Source organism: Halorientalis marina, from assembly GCF_023028345.1.
Classification (GTDB): domain Archaea; phylum Halobacteriota; class Halobacteria; order Halobacteriales; family Haloarculaceae; genus Halorientalis; species Halorientalis marina.
In genome coordinates this window covers 114,261-133,139 of record NZ_CP095490.1, presented here as the reverse complement: position 1 = coordinate 133,139, position 18,879 = coordinate 114,261, and the positions used below count along the sequence as shown (strand labels likewise).

The 18,879-nt window shown below is 58.7% G+C and carries 19 protein-coding genes; 16 read left to right on the top strand and 3 right to left on the bottom strand.

Features of this window, described 5'->3' with window-relative positions:
• Positions 1–3 precede the first annotated feature (3 nt).
• Complete coding sequence (locus MUG96_RS22140) at positions 4–537, top strand: PIN domain-containing protein (RefSeq protein WP_123124677.1); 534 nt, start codon at positions 4–6, stop codon at positions 535–537.
• 94 nt (positions 538–631) lie between these two features.
• Here MUG96_RS22140 and MUG96_RS22135 read toward each other — a convergent pair whose 3' ends face one another.
• A complete protein-coding gene (locus MUG96_RS22135; protein WP_123124803.1) occupies positions 632–1,957 on the bottom strand; it encodes an RNA-guided endonuclease InsQ/TnpB family protein in 1,326 nt (441 codons plus the stop codon).
• A gap of 561 nt (positions 1,958–2,518) precedes the next feature.
• Between MUG96_RS22135 and MUG96_RS22130 the strand changes: the two genes are divergently transcribed.
• On the top strand, positions 2,519–4,123 hold the full coding sequence (locus tag MUG96_RS22130; RefSeq protein ID WP_233572014.1) for an AAA family ATPase: 1,605 nt from the start codon (positions 2,519–2,521) through the stop codon (positions 4,121–4,123).
• A gap of 338 nt (positions 4,124–4,461) precedes the next feature.
• Positions 4,462–7,215 carry a VWA domain-containing protein gene (locus tag MUG96_RS22125; RefSeq protein ID WP_246989832.1) on the top strand — a complete coding sequence of 918 codons (2,754 nt, stop codon included), beginning with the start codon at positions 4,462–4,464 and terminating at the stop codon, positions 7,213–7,215.
• 147 nt (positions 7,216–7,362) lie between these two features.
• Here the strand turns inward: MUG96_RS22125 and MUG96_RS22120 are convergent, their stop codons facing one another.
• Positions 7,363–8,274 (bottom strand): universal stress protein, encoded by a 912-nt coding sequence (locus tag MUG96_RS22120; protein ID WP_123124680.1) that lies wholly within the window; start codon positions 8,272–8,274, stop codon positions 7,363–7,365.
• A gap of 330 nt (positions 8,275–8,604) precedes the next feature.
• On the opposite strand from MUG96_RS22120, the gene MUG96_RS22115 reads away from it, so the two are divergent.
• From MUG96_RS22115 to MUG96_RS22075, 10 genes are all read left to right on the top strand, one after another.
• Positions 8,605–9,585 carry a hypothetical protein gene (locus tag MUG96_RS22115; RefSeq protein ID WP_246989831.1) on the top strand — a complete coding sequence of 327 codons (981 nt, stop codon included), beginning with the start codon at positions 8,605–8,607 and terminating at the stop codon, positions 9,583–9,585.
• Complete coding sequence (locus MUG96_RS22110) at positions 9,582–10,487, top strand: N-6 DNA methylase (protein WP_123124682.1); 906 nt, start codon at positions 9,582–9,584, stop codon at positions 10,485–10,487. Before MUG96_RS22115 ends, MUG96_RS22110 begins: the two co-directional genes overlap by 4 nt.
• Positions 10,484–10,783 carry a zinc finger domain-containing protein gene (locus MUG96_RS24460; protein ID WP_443984580.1) on the top strand — a complete coding sequence of 100 codons (300 nt, stop codon included), beginning with the start codon at positions 10,484–10,486 and terminating at the stop codon, positions 10,781–10,783. The genes MUG96_RS22110 and MUG96_RS24460 overlap by 4 nt, the downstream gene beginning before the upstream one ends.
• 100 nt (positions 10,784–10,883) lie before the next feature.
• Complete coding sequence (locus MUG96_RS22105; protein ID WP_112077683.1) at positions 10,884–11,219, top strand: hypothetical protein; 336 nt, start codon at positions 10,884–10,886, stop codon at positions 11,217–11,219.
• Positions 11,220–11,625: 406 nt separating this feature from the next.
• Entirely contained in the window at positions 11,626–12,003 is a 378-nt protein-coding gene (locus MUG96_RS22100) for a hypothetical protein (RefSeq protein ID WP_148040798.1), read from the top strand.
• Positions 12,004–12,126: 123 nt separating this feature from the next.
• Complete coding sequence (locus MUG96_RS22095; RefSeq protein WP_199710315.1) at positions 12,127–13,344, top strand: deazapurine DNA modification protein DpdA family protein; 1,218 nt, start codon at positions 12,127–12,129, stop codon at positions 13,342–13,344.
• A gap of 135 nt (positions 13,345–13,479) precedes the next feature.
• Entirely contained in the window at positions 13,480–13,746 is a 267-nt protein-coding gene (locus MUG96_RS22090) for a hypothetical protein (protein ID WP_246989828.1), read from the top strand.
• A 347-nt stretch (positions 13,747–14,093) separates the two neighbouring features.
• Positions 14,094–14,627 (top strand): hypothetical protein, encoded by a 534-nt coding sequence (locus MUG96_RS22085; protein ID WP_114450753.1) that lies wholly within the window; start codon positions 14,094–14,096, stop codon positions 14,625–14,627.
• 173 nt (positions 14,628–14,800) lie between these two features.
• The gene (locus MUG96_RS22080) at positions 14,801–15,286 is read left to right on the top strand and encodes a hypothetical protein (protein ID WP_246989826.1); all 486 of its coding nucleotides are present in this window, start codon (positions 14,801–14,803) and stop codon (positions 15,284–15,286) included.
• 84 nt (positions 15,287–15,370) lie between these two features.
• A complete protein-coding gene (locus MUG96_RS22075; RefSeq protein ID WP_246989825.1) occupies positions 15,371–16,135 on the top strand; it encodes a hypothetical protein in 765 nt (254 codons plus the stop codon).
• A 108-nt stretch (positions 16,136–16,243) separates the two neighbouring features.
• Here the strand turns inward: MUG96_RS22075 and MUG96_RS22070 are convergent, their stop codons facing one another.
• Positions 16,244–16,588, bottom strand: a complete 345-nt coding sequence (locus MUG96_RS22070) for an avidin-fold protein (protein ID WP_123124689.1) — start codon at positions 16,586–16,588, stop codon at positions 16,244–16,246.
• Between the two features lie 261 nt (positions 16,589–16,849).
• Here MUG96_RS22070 and MUG96_RS22065 point away from each other — a divergent pair, with 261 nt between their 5' ends.
• Genes MUG96_RS22065 through MUG96_RS22055 form a run of 3 tightly spaced genes read left to right on the top strand, consistent with a single transcriptional unit; the run spans position 16,850 to position 18,837 of the window.
• Positions 16,850–17,125, top strand: coding sequence for a hypothetical protein (locus tag MUG96_RS22065; protein WP_157969627.1), 276 nt, complete (start codon positions 16,850–16,852; stop codon positions 17,123–17,125).
• Entirely contained in the window at positions 17,125–17,421 is a 297-nt protein-coding gene (locus MUG96_RS22060; RefSeq protein WP_114450749.1) for a hypothetical protein, read from the top strand. Before MUG96_RS22065 ends, MUG96_RS22060 begins: the two co-directional genes overlap by 1 nt.
• A 45-nt stretch (positions 17,422–17,466) precedes the next feature.
• On the top strand, positions 17,467–18,837 hold the full coding sequence (locus tag MUG96_RS22055) for an XF1762 family protein (RefSeq protein WP_246989824.1): 1,371 nt from the start codon (positions 17,467–17,469) through the stop codon (positions 18,835–18,837).
• Positions 18,838–18,879 lie beyond the last annotated feature (42 nt).

Genomic DNA, 18,879 nt, shown 5'->3' with positions numbered 1-18,879 from the left:
ACCGTGCCGGAACACCTCTTTCCCGATGTCGAGAGCCACCTCATTGACACGAATCTCTTCATTCGCTTCGAGCGCCACGAGACGATTGACCTGCTTGAGCGAGCAGTGACCGAACACGATATCGTTCTCTTGGTCCCGCAGCGAGTATACGAAGAACTCACGCCAGAGTCCTATCCCTACGACCAACCTCCAATTGACGATGCGATAGAATCCGGCTGGGTGCAGGTCTTGGATGAAGTTGATTACTCGAACCCCGTCGTTTCAGCCACGATGGATATGGTTCGACACTATATCTCCGCCGCAACCGAGCGTCCCGAGCATACGATAGAGCAAGCCGATGCAGAAGTAGGTGGGGCGGCTGCTACGCTCTTGGAAGACGGACTCACAAACTCGATAGCGATCTACACGAACGACAGAGCCGCATTCCGTGGGATTGAGCGAGCACTCTCTCAACACAGCTACGAGAATCACGTTCAGTTAGTCAAGGCGTTCGATTTCGCGGATACCGTCGAGAACAGATATCAATTCTCTAGATAACCACTCTTTCAACAATCAGACGAATGGAGTATTGACATCCTCCTCCGCGTGAACGCGGAGGAATCCCACGGCACCGCACCGCTGGATTGGGATATTAGGGTTTGCAGTCTACCACTTGTGCCTGCGGTTGGAATCCGCTGGACAAGTCGTGAAGGTAGACTCCGGGCTGTGCCAACCAGCCGGTACTCCTATCCTCGTCCAAACTGGCCGAAGACTCAGAGTTACTTTCGCTATTGTTGATGTCGTGGCGGATGTTTTCCGCCCCGTTCACGTCAGCGTTGAACGCCGCATCACACTCCTCGCACACGTACAAGCCGCGTTCGACACGCTGACTATCGTCTTCTCTACCGCACACGCAACACGTCTTACTCGTATCGCGCTCTGACACTTCCACGACTTCGATTCCCTCGACCTTCGCCTTGTACGTGAGAATCGACGTGAAGCGGTCGAACGCCCACCCGTGCAAGTCAAGGTTGCCGTGCCGACCCCAATTCTTCGAGTCGCCGTCTTCGTCCTCGCGGACGCCTTCCAAGTCTCCGACATTTATTCGCCCAACACCCTTCTCGACGCACTGTTCAACGATGTGTCTCGCTAAGGAATGGAAGAAGTGGGTGCGGCGTTCCGACCACTTGTGATGCAGTCGAGTGGCCCGTTTGCCACCCGAGTCGTCGCACTTGGCGATTTCTTTCGGGAAGTAGTACCCGTCTTGTTTGAGGCGGTTGCCGGGGTACAGATCGGCGTCTTCGGTGCTGTAGGCGACGGCAGCGAAGTTGCTGATACCGAGATCGATACCCGCCGTTTCGTTGCCGGGTGCGGTGGGCATCTCGACTTCGTCTTTGCAGACGAGATGCAGCTCCCACCGTTCATTCGACTTATGATAGACCGCGCGAACTTGTTGTAGGTTCTCGACGGTGACGCCGGGGCGCGTCTCGTACTCGACAAGGATGTACTCCCACGCTTTCGGGTGTTCCTTATGATTCGCGCCTTTCGAAAGTCGGACACGGTTGTTCTTCGTGTCGTGGCGGATGCCGTTCTGTTTCCACGTCACCGTCGAACGGGGGTGTTCTTCGTGGACGCGGTTGCCGTCGTTGTCGTAGTAGTTTTTCTTGCAGTAGCCGGGCGGATTCGCGCGATCATCGGACTGCCTCTTGCCGTACCACGAGTTAAAGGCTTCAGCGAGTTCCTCCAGAACGCGCTGACTGGACTGACTATGCAGTCCCTTGTATTTTGGATGGGTCTTCAACTCGTCTTTGAGGTCGCCGTGGTCGGGAATCTCGCCCGTTTCCTCCCACACTTCTCGGGAGTGGTAGTTAGCGACGTTCCAGAGCTTGCTGGCCGACCACCCGTGCCGGTTGAGCGGTTCCTCTACCTGCTGGTGGTTGAGGATTTTCGCTTGGTGTGTTCGGTGGACTTCCAGCATCTTGAACGCCTGTATAATCACTTATACTTGTTTCTGTTGTAAAAGTATGGGTTGAGACTGGTGGAATATCCGGCCCTGCCATAGATGGTGGGTTGTGGAATGGGTTGTCGAATTCATCCCGCGCCTAAAGCCCTGTCTCTTACCCATAAGTTCACGGAGTCCCAAACAGACGTTTCAGACGCTGTCGAACCCAATCTGCAATCGGAAGATCGAGGCGAGGAGTGATCCGGGCGATGATCTCGGCGGTAGGGGGTTACTGAATGTGGTACACGGGATTAGCAAAATCGTTCCATAGGTGTGTTAAATCTGTAGATATCGAGGTTTCGATCGGATTTATTGACCTCGGCAACGACTCGATTTGTGGGTAAGAGACAGGCCTAAAGGCGCGGGTATTCGCCTTGCTCTTTATAATCGAGAGCCGTGCCTCGTCTCTCTATTCGGAATTCGATTCTAGAAACCGACCGTTGCACGCTCTCTGACGGTGGAACGCCATTTTTGTCGCCCCCCGACAGGTGAAGGGGCTGGAAAGACCCAGATAGAACGCCTCGACCACCAGAACTCATGTCCTCAGCATCCACCGCGAGTGGCGACACCACTCCCGAAGGCCAGGTTGTCCTCTCACACCTCGTGAACCGACTCCTCCAGCGTGAAGGAGGCAACGTCCCTGTCGAGCGAGTGGCGCTACGAGTGTCCGACTACGTCGACCTCTCCGACCAGGACGCCGCCGACCTCATCGAAGAGGGGGACGACGCCGGTATTTACACGCTAGATCGCTCTTCGAGCGGGAACGCCACCATCACCGGCGTTTCACCACAGGGGACGGAACCCGAGGTCATCACCGATGCCTTCGGCGAACTCCAACAAGACACCGACGTTGACTTCCGCATGATCGAAGTCGTGACCGACACGATTAATGACGCCCTCCAAGACGCCGGGTACGACGCCTTCGAGTCGCTCGCGGACGCCAACGTTGACGACATCGCCGGCCTCACCAGCACGCTCACCGAGAGCCGCGCCGAGAACCTCCTCAAAGAGGCCGCCACGCACGTCCCCGTTGGACTCCGCCTCGCGAAGAACGCCGCCACCTACTACGACCAGCGGATGGACCCCGACACCGAACGGGCTGCCGCTCGCGTCACCGACCTCTCGCTCGTCACGGATTCCGTCGGAGAACCTCTGTACCGTTCCGAGGGGTGGGAGCCCGACGACGAGCGAGGAATGTACGTTTCCGATATCGGCCGCAACGCCGGGAGTCCTGTCCCCACAGGCCTGCACATCCTCGACGATCCCGACTACCCGAGCGTCCCGAAGGCCGCGACTCACCCCGACGCAGCCTATGACGCGCTCTCGGTCGACGACAACGGCGAGGTCGTCCCACCAGCCGTCCCCATCGACCCACGCTTCCAGGTCCCCCTCGATGAACTCATCGCGAAGAAACTCGCTCGTGGCCTCGTCCCGATTCGGGTGGTCGGGCCGCGTGGGTCGGGGAAGAATTACCTTCTCAAGTATCTGTGCCACAAGACAAACCGGGGCTACCAGTCAATCGATGTCGACCGAGCGACCGAACCCGAAGACCTCTTCGGCCCGCTCGTCCCGGATGGCGATGTCATCGTTCCTCGCAACGGCGCCGTGAAACAGGGTCTTCTGAACGGCGATACGATCGTCATCAACGAGTTCCCCGTCATGCAGGCCGGCGCTGCTATTGCGTTACATCGACTCCTGAACGAGGGGACACTCCTGGTGAAGAGCCACGGTGAACTCGTCGAGCCGCACCCGTCCGCTCGAATGGTCATCACTATGAATCCGCCGACACGCGAGTACCGGGATTCGGAGCCGATGAACTCGGCAACGAGAGGCCGCTTCCGTTCGTTCGAGCAGCCCTACATTCAGGAGATCGAGGAAGAAGTGGAGACACTCGATAGGCAGGTGAACAGCAACGACCCCGTCGTGGACCGACCGACGCTCAAGAAAATTGTCCAGTTCGCCCACCAGACCCGAGAGAACGAGTCCTGGCCCACGCTCTCGACGCGGAATCTCACGATCCTCTGTGAACACATCGAAGACGGAGTGTACCCGAAGGCCGCCGTCAAGGGGGTGCTCTGGGGAGTAGCCGAACCAAACCAGTACCCCGAGGACGCCTACGAAACCCTGAATGACTACCTCTAGAGGAACCAGCGGCGCTTGTTTGTGCGCCCCCGTGACGACGAGGGGGCTGCACACTCTGTCCATTACTTGCCCGTCCCAGCCTCCGTCCTGTTCCAAAAATGTCAATTCAACATCACCAGGTCGTCGACGATCTCAAACCCAAGGCCGATGTGAGATCACGAATTTCTCCGCAGCGGGCCGACCGTCTCCGAGAGTTCATCCTCGGTCACCTGCCAAGGGGTCTGACCGTCGACGTCGTCATTTCCTCCAGCGTCCAGACCGCTGCCGTTCTCCCCGTCGATGTCGATGCTATCGTCTCTTCAGATGCGACCGAAATCGAACGCGCTCAGGCCGAACAGTTGCTCGCCGGCGTCGACGCTGATTACCTGGTGATGGTGACTGGGACCGAGGCCGACCTCACCCGCATCCCACTCAACGACCAGCTCACCGCCGACCACGCCCACCAGTTCGGCCTTGCCTTTCACGAACTGCTCCACATACTCAAGACAGCCATCACAGCGATATCAGAACTCCTCGAGACCGAGGTCGATGTCAAATACCATGCCCAGGTTCACGACCTCATCAACATCGTCGAGGATGGCGCCATCGAGTCCGAAGCCATCCACGGCGAGAATTTCAGCGATAGCGCCGGAATTCGACTTGAACTCACTCGACGGCTCCACTCGCAGACGCCCAAGGACATCCCAGACGGTGAGGAAATTCGCTACTCGTTCTGGGACGCTGTGACGAGTTGTCTGTACGACGAAGCCATCTATCCGACGGGAACGACCGATGTTCTTCTCGACGAAAACGATTCTCGCATACAATTCAAGAGTGATGCGGATCGGGATGCGTTCGAGGCGATCCACACAGAACTGTGTACGCTGTCTGACGACGTACACGCGATTCGGAGCGCCGACCGATCAGACATCACTCACAACCACGACAAGACCGCCTCGATCCGTCGAGCGCGACGAGTTATCCAGACATGGACCGACCACATTCAGCCCGTCCTCGAGGCCGACAAAGAGGACGAAGAAGAGCAGGAACAGGACGTCCAGGTCAACCAACAGGTCGGTGGTAAGAACGAAGGTGGGTATCAAGACCAGTCCAGCGGGGATGGGAGTGACGAGGCCGCAGAATTGCTGGAAATGCCATCCAACTCTGATGCAGGCGACGACAGTTCCAGTAGAAACGAAGGGCTACAGGACGCTGAAGAGGGCGCTAGTACAGATGAGGATTCACAGCGGCTGTCACAGACCCAGCCCCCGACGCAACTCCCCGAAGACTTCGATCCGACCGACGTCTCGCTATCGCGGGAAGCAACGAGTGACCCCCATCAAAACGTCTTCGAACAACCGCCGGTCACGGACGATCCCAGCCCCACCGACGTCGGCGAGATCGACAATCATGGGGAAGAGGACGAACAGAACGACGAGCAGGCCCCCAGCATTGGCGAGGGCGCACAGGGGCACCACCGCGATGGTAAAGACGGACGTGACGCAGAAGCCGACGTGGAGAGAACTGACGCCGCTCAGGACACGGGAGGCGACAGTGATGGTGAGGGAGATGTCAAAGACAAGGCGGGTGGAGAGAATGATGGACAGGCCGAGTCAGAATCCGAACCGTTGAGTCGGGCTCAAGCTATCGCGCAGGCCGCTGACCGTGCCCGACAACGCGAGCAGGAACGACAGGGTGGGAATCCAGGCCAGAGGACGAACACCGAGACAGAAGCGCCGTCGAAGTCACCATCTCCCGAGGAGGACATGGGTGACGTCCCGAGATCCGCCGCTTCGAGTTCCATCGACACTCAGCAACAGAACCAAGACCAGCTCACTCTCGGGAAATTCGGCGGCGATTCCCAGGATAATCACGAGGGTACAAATCCCGATACGAGCGAAGGCGAGACCGACGACGAGCACTCCTCGGACGGATTAGATGAGGCATGCCAGTCGGACCAAGCGGATACCCCGACGCTCGAGACGGCGAGCAGCAGCGCGGCGGGAGACATCGACACCGACGCACGTTCGGAATCGGAGTCCGGTTCAGAACCCGAAGCAGAATCAGACTCTGAATCGGGGCAAGACATCCCGGAAGGACCTGCCCATACCGAGAGTTCGACGAGGTCGCCCGACGAAGACGAAGCCACCTACGAGAATGCCCTAGCCGGAGACGAACGCGCTGCCCACCGTGAATCCGAGCGCGAAGGTATCGACGAACAGGCCCTCGAAGAAGAACTCTCCGCGCTAGCTGACCAGCTCGAACGCTCCGCCCGCCAGCAAGCACAGAACGGAAAAGATCAGAACAATGGGGTGGGTGGACAATACGGTGGACCTGGAAGTCTCGAGGATCTCGAGATTCTCCCCATCAGCGACAATCTCGCCCTCAATCGCGAGTGGGGCGCTATCGAAGAAGGGGCTGATCGGGTCGCAGAAACTCTCGAAATGTACCTTCGACTCGACCGCCGCAAAAACGTGCGACGTGGTCTTTCTTCTGGGGCGTACGATCCGCGGGCCGGTCATCGCCTCGCTATCGGTGACCCCCGCGTGTGTAAATCCCGAACCCTTGGGGACGAAAAGCAGTACGCGCTCGTCCTCATCCTCGATCGATCTGGATCGATGCGGCGGGGGTCACCGCCGAAGATCGAGATCGCAACGCAAGCCCTTGCCCGGTTCGCACTCGCCGCCGAGAACCTCGGGATTCGCGTCGCCATCACTGACTTCTACCGCGGCGAGGCACGTCTCTTGAAGCCATTCAGCATAGAAACGCGCCACGTCCAGGCGAATCTTCTTGACACGACGTGTGGTGGCGGGACGCCCCTCGCGGATGCGGTTAGCCTCGCCCGTGCACTCGTCGAAGCACAACGCGACGAGCCGCTGATAATCACTGTGACGGATGACAACCCCGCCTCGACGGACGATGTCATCGACCAGATCCGGCGGTCGCACGCACCCGTGTGTTCGCTCACTATCGCGACCGATTGCCAGCCCGGGTCGCTCTCTGACAGCGCCTCCGAACTCTCGCAGTACTACGAACGTCAGGAAGCCGTTTACACACCCGAGCGTCTCGACGACAGACTCGACCAGTTCGCGAGCCTGCTAGCCGGGTTGTGATAATTAGCAGGAGTTTCCATACTTTCTATTGAAATAAACCCTTGTGGCTGATAGAGCCAACTTGCTGAATACATCGCGCGAATCTTGCAGATCAGTCACCGATGAAATGCCTGTATCCAGAACCGAGGTGTCGATAGGAACTCTCTCTCACTCAGCCTCTGAAGCGGGACTGTTATTGTGTACCGAGAGGACGACGCTGGCTGCATTCTTCCGAACCGAAGTGTTTGTTGAGCCGAATATGAACTGTCGCAGACGACCTTTTGTTGGTGCCCCGACGATGGTGAGGCCATAATAGCGGGATTGCTCGACAATGGATTCGACGGTGTTCGTCGCCTCATGTACCCACGTTGTGGTGCTTTCGGGACGGGCGATTCGGTGATATACATCGTCAACGAGGGCTTCTGCTTGCTCTCGCTTGTGAGGTGACACATCCTCCTCAACGACATGCAGAATATCGATCCATGCGTTGCAGTCGGTTGCGATTGTGGTGGCCACGTCGGCGGCCAATCCCGAATGAGGGCCGCCAGCGACCGGGAGAAGAATCGAAGGCGGCGTCTCAAAGCCTGCCTTCCCGTTGACAATTATGACATCAGCATCAGCGTAGGCTGCGATCCGCTCGGTGGCCTCTTTCTGAAGGCGGCCCGTCCCATCACCGCTTGGGACGACGAGCGTGTCCACATCACGAGCCCTGACCGCGTGCAGGACACCTTTCACAACGTCACGGGCGTAGACAAAGTCCCCATCCACGTGTGGTAGGGAGTCATCGGTTTGCTCGAACGCCCATCCAAGAAGTGCCATATCGTCGCTGTCGGTCATCTTATGATCGTAGGCTTTTGGGGTCTGTTCGGGGACGGAAACTGGATTGATGATGGTCAGAGATGCGTTTCGCACCCGTGCAAGAGTGGTTGCGGTTTTGAGTTGATCGAGCACGGGCGGAATCTCGCGGGTGAGTAGCGGTACGAGGATGTGGTCGCCGTCGAATCGGCCTGCAACAGGGGGGATGTCATAGGAATCCTCATTGGCCCCTGTCAGCAGCCCCCCAAATGACGGCGTAGGCATACACTTGATTTACCGGCCCTTATTGAAAAATGAGAGGGGCTATTATTAATCGCATCTGTCGGCGCCACCGTGCCGAATGTATCTTCTATACCAGTCAACGTGGTTTCATTTAGCTGAGGATCTGTTATGTTAGAAAGTATGAGAACTTCTGCGAATTACGATGATATGATCCTGCGTTACGACGACACTCGGTTCGTTGTGTAGGAGGTCTTCCGAGCCAGTTTGTCGTCCCCCCGCGTCGGTAGTGGGGCGTCCAGCAGACGACCGAGTTCAACATTTCGCCCTTCGTCAATCATGTCCTGTCGAACCATCCACTCAGCCGACGGCAGTGTGCCCCACCTGGCGTTGCCACCAGGCGCACTCGCCCACATAGACCGTGACTACGACTACGAAGTTGATCGCGATCCACCGAACGTCGAACCCATCGAACACCAGATTCGCCTCGACTTCATGCGCGGTGGGCCTGTCCGCCGCGACCAACTCCTTGGAAACTACAATCCCTGGTCGTACAAGGCCGAGACTCCCGCAACCCATCCCTGGCGGGGAATAAAACAGAAGCCGAGGGGCCTCGATTACGCCGAAGCATCGTGTGATGTACGGATTCGCGAAGAGAAGAAGTTCTACGAACACGCCGACGATGACACTGTTCTGGTCGACGCACCTGCCTACCTTGCCGCACGTATCCGCGAAGCTAGTGAGCAATCCGACCCTCACGAAGCCGTCCGTGAGGTGCGTAAGGACCGGGAGAAGTGGTATCAGGAACTCATCCCCGGCGCGAATCTCCGCCAGATCCTCAAGGAGTCGTCCTATGGGTCGCTGATCGAGAAGTGCATCGGACCCACTCCCGACGCCAACCACCTCCTCGAGCACAACGCCTTCGTGGGGATGGTCATCGTTGACGACGACACCAACCCCGACGCAATCGCCCGAGAACATGACATCGACTCGGTGTACGTCCTCCAGGAATCTGTGCTCTCACACGCGAACACTGACGAACCAGTGGCTCTCGCTGACTACGGTATCGAACTCCCCGCACCCGTCCTTGTCGGAGAATACGACAGCGGGAGCCAGTACCCATTCATCCCGTGGGGGGACGCCCTCACCTGTTCGTGCCCGTACAAGCAATCCGCTCCCTTCCGCGTGATGTGTAAACACGAACTTCTCGCGAGCATCGTCTGTGGCGACAACGACTCAATATTCATCCCTCTCACCCGGGGTATCCACGTCCCTCACCGCGCTCGTCGATTCGCTAGTCCCGAGATCGCCGTTTCTCACCAGCCGCGAACAGCGGGAGGTCACCCGTCGCCATGACGACACTCTTGGAACCCGAACACCGCGAACTCGTCACTGACTCGCTCGACGACATCAGTCAGCAGACGGGTAAATCCACCTACCGGGTCTTCTCCGATTGGATCAGTATGGCGGTCGCCAGCTTCTCCGGCGACGAAGACGCCTATCAGAAACCGCTCGACCGGTATCGAAATGATGGTCGGGACGAGGAGACGGTTCGAGAGTTCGCGACGCTGCACGCCAACGCCCTCGGGGGTCTCGTCCTTGCGATGGAGGAAACGCAAGAAGATGTCCTCGGCGGCGTCTACGAACACTACGGCCTCACCAGCGAGCACTTCGCCCAGTACTTCACGCCCGGAGCGGTGAGCCGAGCGATGGCCCAGATGAACCTCCCCGACACCGATAGCCTCCGTGAGGCCACGCCGGACGACCCTCTGGTGATCGGTGATGTCTCTGGGTGCGGGAGCGGTCGACTCATCGTCGACAGTGCCCATCGACTCCAGAACCTCGCACCAGAGACTCCAGCCGTCTATCTCGGATACGACAAAGATCCTCTCTGCGCGAAGATGGCCGTTCTCAACTTCGTTCTCAACGCTATGACCGGGTACGTCCTACTCGGTGACGCCTTGAAACTCGATGCCCGACGGGTATGGTTCATCAGCACTGCCCAGCTCATCGGGGGCGACCATCCTGTGCGAGAACTCGACACGAGCGAGCGTGACCGCGTCCTCGCCCGATTCTTCGGTGTATCCCTCGTCGACGACGACACCGACGCCGGCGCCGCACAAGAGGAACCGGACACCGAATCTGAGCTGGACGTCGACCCGGAACCAACACCCGAAGAACCAACACTCGCACCGAACCTCGATGTCACGCTCGACCCGAGTGACACCTCCCAGGCTGGTTTCGACGAGTTCGTATGACCCTCTCCTGCAATCGCGACGGCTGTGATCGAACGTGGCCCCGCGATCCCGTGCTTGAGGTAGGGTGCCCATCGTGTAGCGCTCCTATCGGCACTAAGTGCAAGCGCCCGTCGGGGCACGCCGGTAATTTCGTTCATCCTCACGGAAAGCGTGACCGCCTCGCTGTCGACGAAGGCCACTATGGAACGTGTCCACTCGATATCTGCGCTGAAACACTCGAAGACATAGATCGAGCGGATACGCCCACCGAGGAAGATGGAGATACTACCGAACAGGTCTCGATCGGAGCATTTTGAATCGTTCTTCCGGCGTTCAGCGTCCTACGTTACAGTACGGACGCGAGCGTAGCGTAGGACCAGTTTTGTCGCCCCCCGTGCCGGTGAGGGACGTACAAACATGACCTATGAAGTCGCAGAAGACGCGCCTGAACGCACCCGTAGTGAAGTAGAACAGCTCCACGAACTCGCGGTCAACACGTTTGGCTACGCCACCGACCACGTCCTCTTCACCGCTCACGGCGACGGGACGATCTCCGGTCGAATCGCCCTCCCTACCGGCCGTCCGTACGATGACACGGACGACGATCGGGAGCGCACAACACTCCACGACCGAATCGCCCGTCGCTTTCAGAACAACAACGACACCGATCCCGACCCACCCGCCGTCTGCGCACCCATCACCCCAGACGCACCGAGCGCGAATATCCCGGACGAAGCGCAAGCCAGTGCATGACCGGTGACTCTACGCCCAATAACGTGCCTCGGTGGGAGGATATCGACCTCGATGCTATCGACTACGAGGCGCGTGACGGTCTCTCATCCGGTCACGAGCGCACGCTTCGAGCACTGCGGTCGAAAATCGGCTCTACGGAGGCGCTGCTCCGACGCTATCTTAGAGAACTCGGTGTCTCATCCGGGGGTGACCTCGCCAAAGTCAGTATCCCGACGCATCTGCAGTATCGTGACCCGTTCGCGTTCGACCGAGTTCGCCGAGCCCGGAGCTCCCAGATGACCCTCGAGAGTCAGCGAAATCGCTTTTCTCGGGTGTATGCCGACCACTGTGCCGAGAAAGCTCGCCTCCGTGAGAAAGCCGAGGCCAAAGGTGACAGTGGCACTAATGATGGGGAGGCAGTCTCCGAATGACTCAGACCTTCATTCCAACACCGGTCCCCGAACCGCTACCGCTCGCCGAATCTCTCGTCGACGACGTCCTCGATGAACTCGACGAGATGGGAACCTCGCTCGAAACAGTGAATTCCGACCAACTGCTCGAGGCTCGCTACTCGGCGCTCGACGATCTCCTCCATACTGATCGCGACCCCTTTGGAAGCGATCTCGTCGCCATCGCCTATACGCTCCAGGCCCTTGCTCGGGTGTACGATCTCCACGACGTCCAAGAGCCTGCTCAATTCCCTGATTGCGCAACAACCCTTACTGAGACGTTCCGGTCTGGTCTACTGTGGCATCATCTTGAGGCAGCCGTCACCATCGAACTCCTGGACGAACCAAATAGCTGAGATTTCGACTCCGATTCAAGCCGCGACAAACTGTGCATCTCGTTAACCCCGAATTGCTCGGTCGCCAAGCCACCCGACTGCCTCCGTTTGTCGCTCGCTGGAGGGTGCGCGAGATCAGAGACGATGTCCTCAGAAGCACCCGCCAGTCCCGGTCAGCGATCGCCTTCTCATGGTGAATCGCTATCGCCCGGAGTACAGGAGAGTGAGCGGTTCAAGTTCCACTACACGGTCGGGTCCGGATCATCGCGAAAAGCCATCGGGACGGCTGCACTTGCCGCCACAAATCCCGACGCACTCGATCTCGACGATCTGGAAGCGCTTCTCGCTGCTGGTGTCGACCTCAACGCCATCCCACACCCTGGATACGCGATGATATCCTACGCTCGCCGGGACAATCGCCCTTTCGAGGGGCCGAACTGGTTTATCGATTCCGGCGGGTACAGCGTTCAGAAGAAGTTCAACCATTACCCGACGAGCATTGACGACTATGTTGCCTACTTGAGCGAGTACGACGATCAAATCGAAAAGTACACGCTCCGGGATTGGGCGTGTGCCCTCGATCTTCTTCGCGACGCCGACCGGGATATCCGCACCCACCAGGAGTGGTCAATACGCGACCACGTCTACTGCCTGGAAGCTGCGGAGGAAGCCGGTCTCACCGCCGAACCCGTTGCCGTCTTGCAGGGGCACGACATCGAAGAGTATCTGTGGTCGTTCGACTACCTCAAAGAGCACGGCCTCGCCTCACCAACGCTTGGCATCGGGTCAATTCTTCGCCCGAACAAAACCAGTGAAGTTCGTGCGATCATTCAGGAGTTGCGCGACGCTATCCCCTCGAAGTATGCGCTCCACGGCTTCGGGATCTCGAAGACCGTTCTCGAGGGCGCCGAGACCCTCTTGGCACTCGATTCGGCCGATACGACATCGTGGCAGTCGAAGGCCGCTCACGCTCGTGTGACTGACCCTGAGTGGGCCGACCGCGTCCCCGCCTGGATTCGCACTCTCCAAGCGTACATGGACTACGGCGATGCCGTCGACGCACTCATCGCAGCTGCCTACGCCGACGAGTCGGCAGACGCAGCAACCGAACCCGGGCGCTTGCGAGTCGTCCCCCTCAGCGCGTTCGCCGCCGGGAAGCCGGGCCGTCCTGACGTTGCCGACCCGTTGGTTGAGTGTATCTGTGGGAACCTAATCGACCCGAATCGGCATCCATACGAGGAAAATACCGCCTGGTGTCGATTCTGCGAGCAACTCCAGTTCAACCTATGGAACAGGCAGTTCTGTGTGGACGACACCGACGGCGTCGAGACAGACGAGCCATACCCTTCGAAAGAACTGTAGCCGCCACATTTGATGTGATTCAGTCTCACTTATGAGCAGACCCGTCCTACTGTACCTGTGAATATCACCTCCAAATATCCGACCCTCAGCCTCGAATCAGAGTTCGAGGCGGACTCTTTCACCATGATTACCATCATGGATGGTCCAGGGGTGAACGGCCTCGAGCGATACTTTCTCGGGTACTATGATGAGGACCTTCGCGACGATGATGGCTCATTCCTCGCCCGCCCCGTCGGGCATCACGAACTCCCTCACCCGATGACGCTCCCTGAGGTCGAAGAGTGGGCGCTCGATTATCTCAGTGTCCCAGAAGAAGCCCTCACCGAATGTGAGGCTCGACAGCTCCGAGCGAAACGAGCACGAGAAGGAGAACTGTCCGACGACGAACGCGAACAGGTGTAGAAGCGGGATCGCCCTCTATGATTACCCCTCAAGATCCGCTCTCCCAACCGAAAGCAGTCACTCCCGGCAGCACTCGACGAGTAACCCGTCGGACTGTTCTCGGCGGTATTGGGACAGTTGGCCTCGCCAGCCTCGCCGGATGTCTCGGCGTCTTCGGCGCAGAACCCGTCAACAGCGAGCAGAACGCGACTGACGAAGACGGACCCGGGAGCGGTGATGGGCAGACTCCTGCTCGAACGTCCACGACGACGAACCAACCCGACACCAGCGACGGAACCCCCGAACCAACGCCCGAGCCTGACCCTGACGACGATAGACCTGGTGGACTGCCGAACGGTCCCGGCGTGATGCCTGGCGACCTCCCCCCTTCGTACACCAGATATCCTGAACGCTTCGACCCAATTGACCGCGTCTATGTCGGGCCGATCACCTCGCCCGCCACGAACGACTGGAATCCGCATTACGACGATCCCGAGCCTGGGAAGAAACTCGCCGACGTTGCCGTCCACAATTCGACCATCGAGGACTGGGTCGTGAGCCCGCCCCACACGATGCACCGGGTGGACGGCCTCGAGCTCACCGTCGACGGCGACGGTGCGTTCACGGCAGAGGGCGGCTTCCACTACAGAAACAAGTGCGGATACTTTGGCGTCAATCATCTCTATGTTAGGGGGCCCACCGCGACGATCTACCTCGCGTACAGCCACGACCCTGCCTGCTCCGAGAGTGAGGTTCGCGACGAAGAGGGGTATTGGTACGGGCCTGTTACGGTGACGGGGAGCCTCGATGGAGACTTCGACACACTTCGTATCATCCTCCTCAACGGGAACGAGAACCTCGGCGAGTTTGATTCTACAGACACGATGGAATTTGGGATATAGTGGTCCGTCATGGCTAAACTCATCAATATAAATCCAAGACCGGCCTGCCCACGGCCTACTCGTTTGTCGCCCCCGGACGCGGTGCGGGGATCGCCTGCCTCATCAACCCCACTAATCCGCACGACGTGAGAATCATATCAGTCGAATCACCCGTTCTGCAGGGACTACAATCTATGAGTACTGATACCGACACCAGCGCCAGCGTACCGAACCGACACCGCTCGTTCACTGTGCATCACCAGTCTGTTTTCGTGACAACTGAACACGAAGACGAAGCTCAAGATGACCCCGAAAATACCGAGACGAAGATCATCGACGAGGCCGGTTTGCTTGCCCTCGATGACGAACCCTTCGAGACCACGCTCTTTCACCACGGAGTCAACGTTGATACCCGGGAGCGAGCCTCACGAATCGAGACCGGCGGCTCCGACGAGTTCGTCGACAACCGTTCTCTCTCCGCTATCCGTGCTCAGAACGGTGAGAAGACGGTTCCCGAGGACGCGTCCGGACGCCAGAGGACGCTGTTTGCAGATACCGCCGTCGATCAGCGCACCCTCGATGGGGACAAAGCCAGCGCTCGCTTCATGTTCGAGGCCGACCAGCGCCGCCAACAAGCGGACTCTCGCGAACAGGACGCATCTCGCGTACCCTATCAATGAACCCCCTTTTGCTTCAAGCTCGCCGCTAGTGTTTGCGCTCGTTTATATTAGAGAACAATCTATGAAGGAGGGAGGAATCCCTCCATGAACGCCGAAAGCCCTTGGGACGACGACCGGAGATTCTACGGCAAGGACGACTTCGGAGACACATCTTTTGAAGACGAGCATTACGGCCCCAATGACGCCGGCGAATTCACCGTCGACGAAGCCCCGCGGTGTACCCAGTGTGATCGCCCCGTCGATCCCGATCGGGCCCTCTGCAAGGAATGTGAGCGCGACACGGAACTCGAATCGGAGAATCCCTATGGACCTATTCACGACGACGTCTCCGTGACCTACGAGAAACGAATTGACGCACTCGCGTTCGCCGTCGTGCCGGCGAAATCTCGCTTCGAGGCGATCGTCAAGGCCACCCTTGCATTCGATGCTCGAGAGAACGCCCTCAAGAAGCCCGCCGGCTTCGACGGGATGACCTTTGAGCTCCTCCACGAAGCCGACGACCCGGATATCCGTCCTTTCAATATCGGCTGGGGCGCACTCCCTGAAGCCGTGCCCGTCGCGAGCGAACGCGGCCTCGAACTATTTAATAAAGCCCACAACCGCACCAACTGGGGTGATCACCTCTCTGAAGGCCCTGAAGTTGACTTCGAACCCGAACCTGACATCTACCTCTACGACGAGGACGGAACCGCAATCTGCCGCGCCGGGCAGTTCATAGACCTCATCGACAGCTACACCGTCCCTGATGATCCCAGCGACTATACTCAGCCCGAGTACGGCAGTACTGACGAGGAGCTATGGATCGTCCCAGCATTCACCCTGAGTGTACATCCTACTACTGACGGTTGATTACGAGAGAGCCTGTCATAGAAAGCTCCGCGCTCTCTGTCTATCCAAGTCTTGTCAAGACTCGCGTGCAAGATACGCGCGCTGTATCATTGCACACTCAGTGCTACCTTATTTGACTTCTTCGAGTACCGTTTCACCGCTGCCTCTCTGTGATTCCCATTTCCACTCATCCTCAACTCGCAGGCGGCCATCTTCTAGAACTTCGATGACCCCGACAGAGTGGCCCGTTGCAGTCTCGTGGTTCCGGTTAATCTGTGTGTATCGGATGTCCCAATGGTTGCCCTCAACAGTTCCAACAAGGTGTCCATCCACCACATCACCACCCTCGTAGTGGGCGTAGATTCGTTCACCGTCCTGTTCAAAATGGAACTTCGTGTCCCCGCTCACCTCTCCGTCGTCAGTATTCGTGACTCCGACCATTGTCCGTCCGTCAAGCGAAATGTTGTTGTTCATGTAGCATCTCACTCTGTGTCCTGTATTCAAGATTGCGTGCGGAACCCGTCCTCTGTATCTTGCAGCGGCTTCTGTAATCATATATGATTCAACATTTTCTACCGCTTGCACCGCAGTAAATCGGCTGTGAACGATTCTATGACTCCTTTCACATACGAGATCGATTTTACCCTGTTTGTGGCCCCCGAGACGGTGGAGGAGTCCAAACAAGATGGCAACCACCAGCCGCAGTACAAACCGGCGAATATACGAGGTCGTTAGATGAACTCCGAATCGGAGTTGCTTGTCTGTCCAGATTGTGGAAACGGACGGTTCTCGTGGATCATCCATCAAGTACAGTTCGGAGCTGTGCATCGCTTTGCGAACGGACATATCGATGTCGAAGTGACAAAGAATGGCCCCATCACCGACTCCGATATCGGTGAGAACGGAGTCTTCTGTGTTGATTGCCAGGAATTCCGAACCTATGAGGAACTTGTTCCAGACGACGCCGAGGCGGTTCACCTCAGTGAAGACGAATTAGAGGGAGACCGCTGATGGGCGCTCACACGTTTTTCACCCGAGCGAACGGCGAGGACGCCAAGAGCGCGTTTAGCGACGCCGTCGAGGACGCCCAGTACCACTACGGCCAAGGTGGATACACCGGGACCATCGCGGAGAAAACCTCGTTCACCCGTATTCCCGACGACGAAGTAGGCGACACCGACCCCGCCGAGTACGCCAGCCAGCTTATCGACGAACAGGACTCTCGAATCGACAGCAAGTGGGGCCCTGCTGGATGTATTCACGTCGAAGAAGACACGTACCTGTTCTTTGGCTGGGCATCCGCCTAACGCCTCTCCTTTCCCGTGAGTACTCGTCACCACCCCTCGTCCAGAGTGATACGGCCGCTTCGCGCCGGCGACATCATCGCGTTCCCCTACCTCAACGCTATCGGGCGATGCATTGGGGACGACTCCATCGGATCCTTCAACTGGTACGTCCCGCCAGGGGGCCCACTTAGTATCGGTCGCCTCCCCAACCAAGACGAGACCGATGCGATGATCGACTCCGGGGAGATCGTCATACTCGAGACGGAATTCGACTCCCTTGCCGCCTACCACGCCTATCGGACATACCGCGACTGTGACCCCCGTCTCGTCTCGCCCGGTGGTGCGTCGTCAACGGGGCACCTATCGCTCCGCGCTGAGCGTGGGTCCAGAGTCCGTGAGCGTGTCAACGGCTTCCTGAAGCACCCCGACGTCGCGTATCAGCACGACCCAGTGACCACGCCCTTCCGAATCGCACTCACTGCCACCTACCAGGACCGAGAGGTTGCGATGGCGGTCCTCGGACGCCCGCGGGGGCGACACAACGCCGACGGTCGGACGGTCGAACTGTATCGCTTCGCTGCCCATCCCGACCGGCCCGCGAATACCGGATCGTGGCTCCTCTCACGCTGCTGTGCGTGGAGTCGCCTCGAAGGATACGATCGCCTGCTCACGTACGCCGGTGTCCAGAACGGCAACGAGGGAACCATGTATCAGGCCGCTGGGTTCGAGCTCCTCGGGACGACGATAGCTGACCGGAGTGAATGGCACTCTCGTGAGGGCCGCGCCGGGGGTGGAACGTACCGGAAGTGTCGCTACAGATACGTCCTCGCCAGTCATTCGATCGAGGCCCGACGGCCCGCCGGTCGCGTCAGTCCCGATCAGGCCCGCCTCACCGACCAGAACACACCAGTCAGACCCGCATGTGCCTCTCCCCGCACGGTCGCCCAGGGTGAACTTGTCCAGACCCGCGAGGAGCACCCGGCTCGTCGAGAAACCACCCTCACCACCGACGCCCAGGCGTTCCTCGATGAGTACGACTGTGGCGAACCTGACGACACCGCACCGCTCGTCGCGTGCTTCGCCTACCGAACTCCAGAAGACGCCTTGGTTGCCGCGCTCTGCCTTCGAGACCACTCCGAGGAGCAGAACCCTCGGGACAACACCGAAGCCGTCACGCTGTCCACAGCGGGCGCCCAGACCGACGCCCTCGCCTACCCGGTGAACGTTCTCCGGGGACTCATCGCCGACGCCTGTGAGTGGGCTCGGCTCCACGGCTACGCGACTGTCGAGAACTGCCTCACCGGAAACGTCGCGACCGCCGCAGTCGAGGGAATCGCTGGCCTCGAGATAGACTACGACCATCTTCGTGACCCATCCGTGGAGCCATCCGAACGATCATCATCGTCGTCGAGCTCCCCTTCTGTGTCTTCCGCGTAGGCGAGGTTTCGTCCGCCAGTTTTGTCGGCGGCGGAGCCGTGC

Bases quoted from the DNA above. Each gene is read 5' to 3' on its own strand.
- MUG96_RS22135 (WP_123124803.1), bottom strand. From the start codon at position 1,957: ATGCTGGAAGTCCACCGAACACACCAAGCGAAAATCCTCAACCACCAG.
- MUG96_RS22075 (WP_246989825.1), top strand. From the start codon at position 15,371: ATGAACGCCGAAAGCCCTTGGGACGACGACCGGAGATTCTACGGCAAG.
- MUG96_RS22130 (WP_233572014.1), top strand. From the start codon at position 2,519: ATGTCCTCAGCATCCACCGCGAGTGGCGACACCACTCCCGAAGGCCAG.
- MUG96_RS22080 (WP_246989826.1), top strand. From the start codon at position 14,801: ATGAGTACTGATACCGACACCAGCGCCAGCGTACCGAACCGACACCGC.
- MUG96_RS22070 (WP_123124689.1), bottom strand. From the start codon at position 16,588: ATGAACAACAACATTTCGCTTGACGGACGGACAATGGTCGGAGTCACG.
- MUG96_RS22105 (WP_112077683.1), top strand. From the start codon at position 10,884: ATGACCTATGAAGTCGCAGAAGACGCGCCTGAACGCACCCGTAGTGAA.
- MUG96_RS22065 (WP_157969627.1), top strand. From the start codon at position 16,850: ATGAACTCCGAATCGGAGTTGCTTGTCTGTCCAGATTGTGGAAACGGA.
- MUG96_RS22060 (WP_114450749.1), top strand. From the start codon at position 17,125: ATGGGCGCTCACACGTTTTTCACCCGAGCGAACGGCGAGGACGCCAAG.
- MUG96_RS22095 (WP_199710315.1), top strand. From the start codon at position 12,127: ATGTCCTCAGAAGCACCCGCCAGTCCCGGTCAGCGATCGCCTTCTCAT.
- MUG96_RS24460 (WP_443984580.1), top strand. From the start codon at position 10,484: ATGACCCTCTCCTGCAATCGCGACGGCTGTGATCGAACGTGGCCCCGC.
- MUG96_RS22090 (WP_246989828.1), top strand. From the start codon at position 13,480: ATGGATGGTCCAGGGGTGAACGGCCTCGAGCGATACTTTCTCGGGTAC.
- MUG96_RS22110 (WP_123124682.1), top strand. From the start codon at position 9,582: ATGACGACACTCTTGGAACCCGAACACCGCGAACTCGTCACTGACTCG.
- MUG96_RS22120 (WP_123124680.1), bottom strand. From the start codon at position 8,274: ATGCCTACGCCGTCATTTGGGGGGCTGCTGACAGGGGCCAATGAGGAT.
- MUG96_RS22085 (WP_114450753.1), top strand. From the start codon at position 14,094: ATGCCTGGCGACCTCCCCCCTTCGTACACCAGATATCCTGAACGCTTC.
- MUG96_RS22100 (WP_148040798.1), top strand. From the start codon at position 11,626: ATGACTCAGACCTTCATTCCAACACCGGTCCCCGAACCGCTACCGCTC.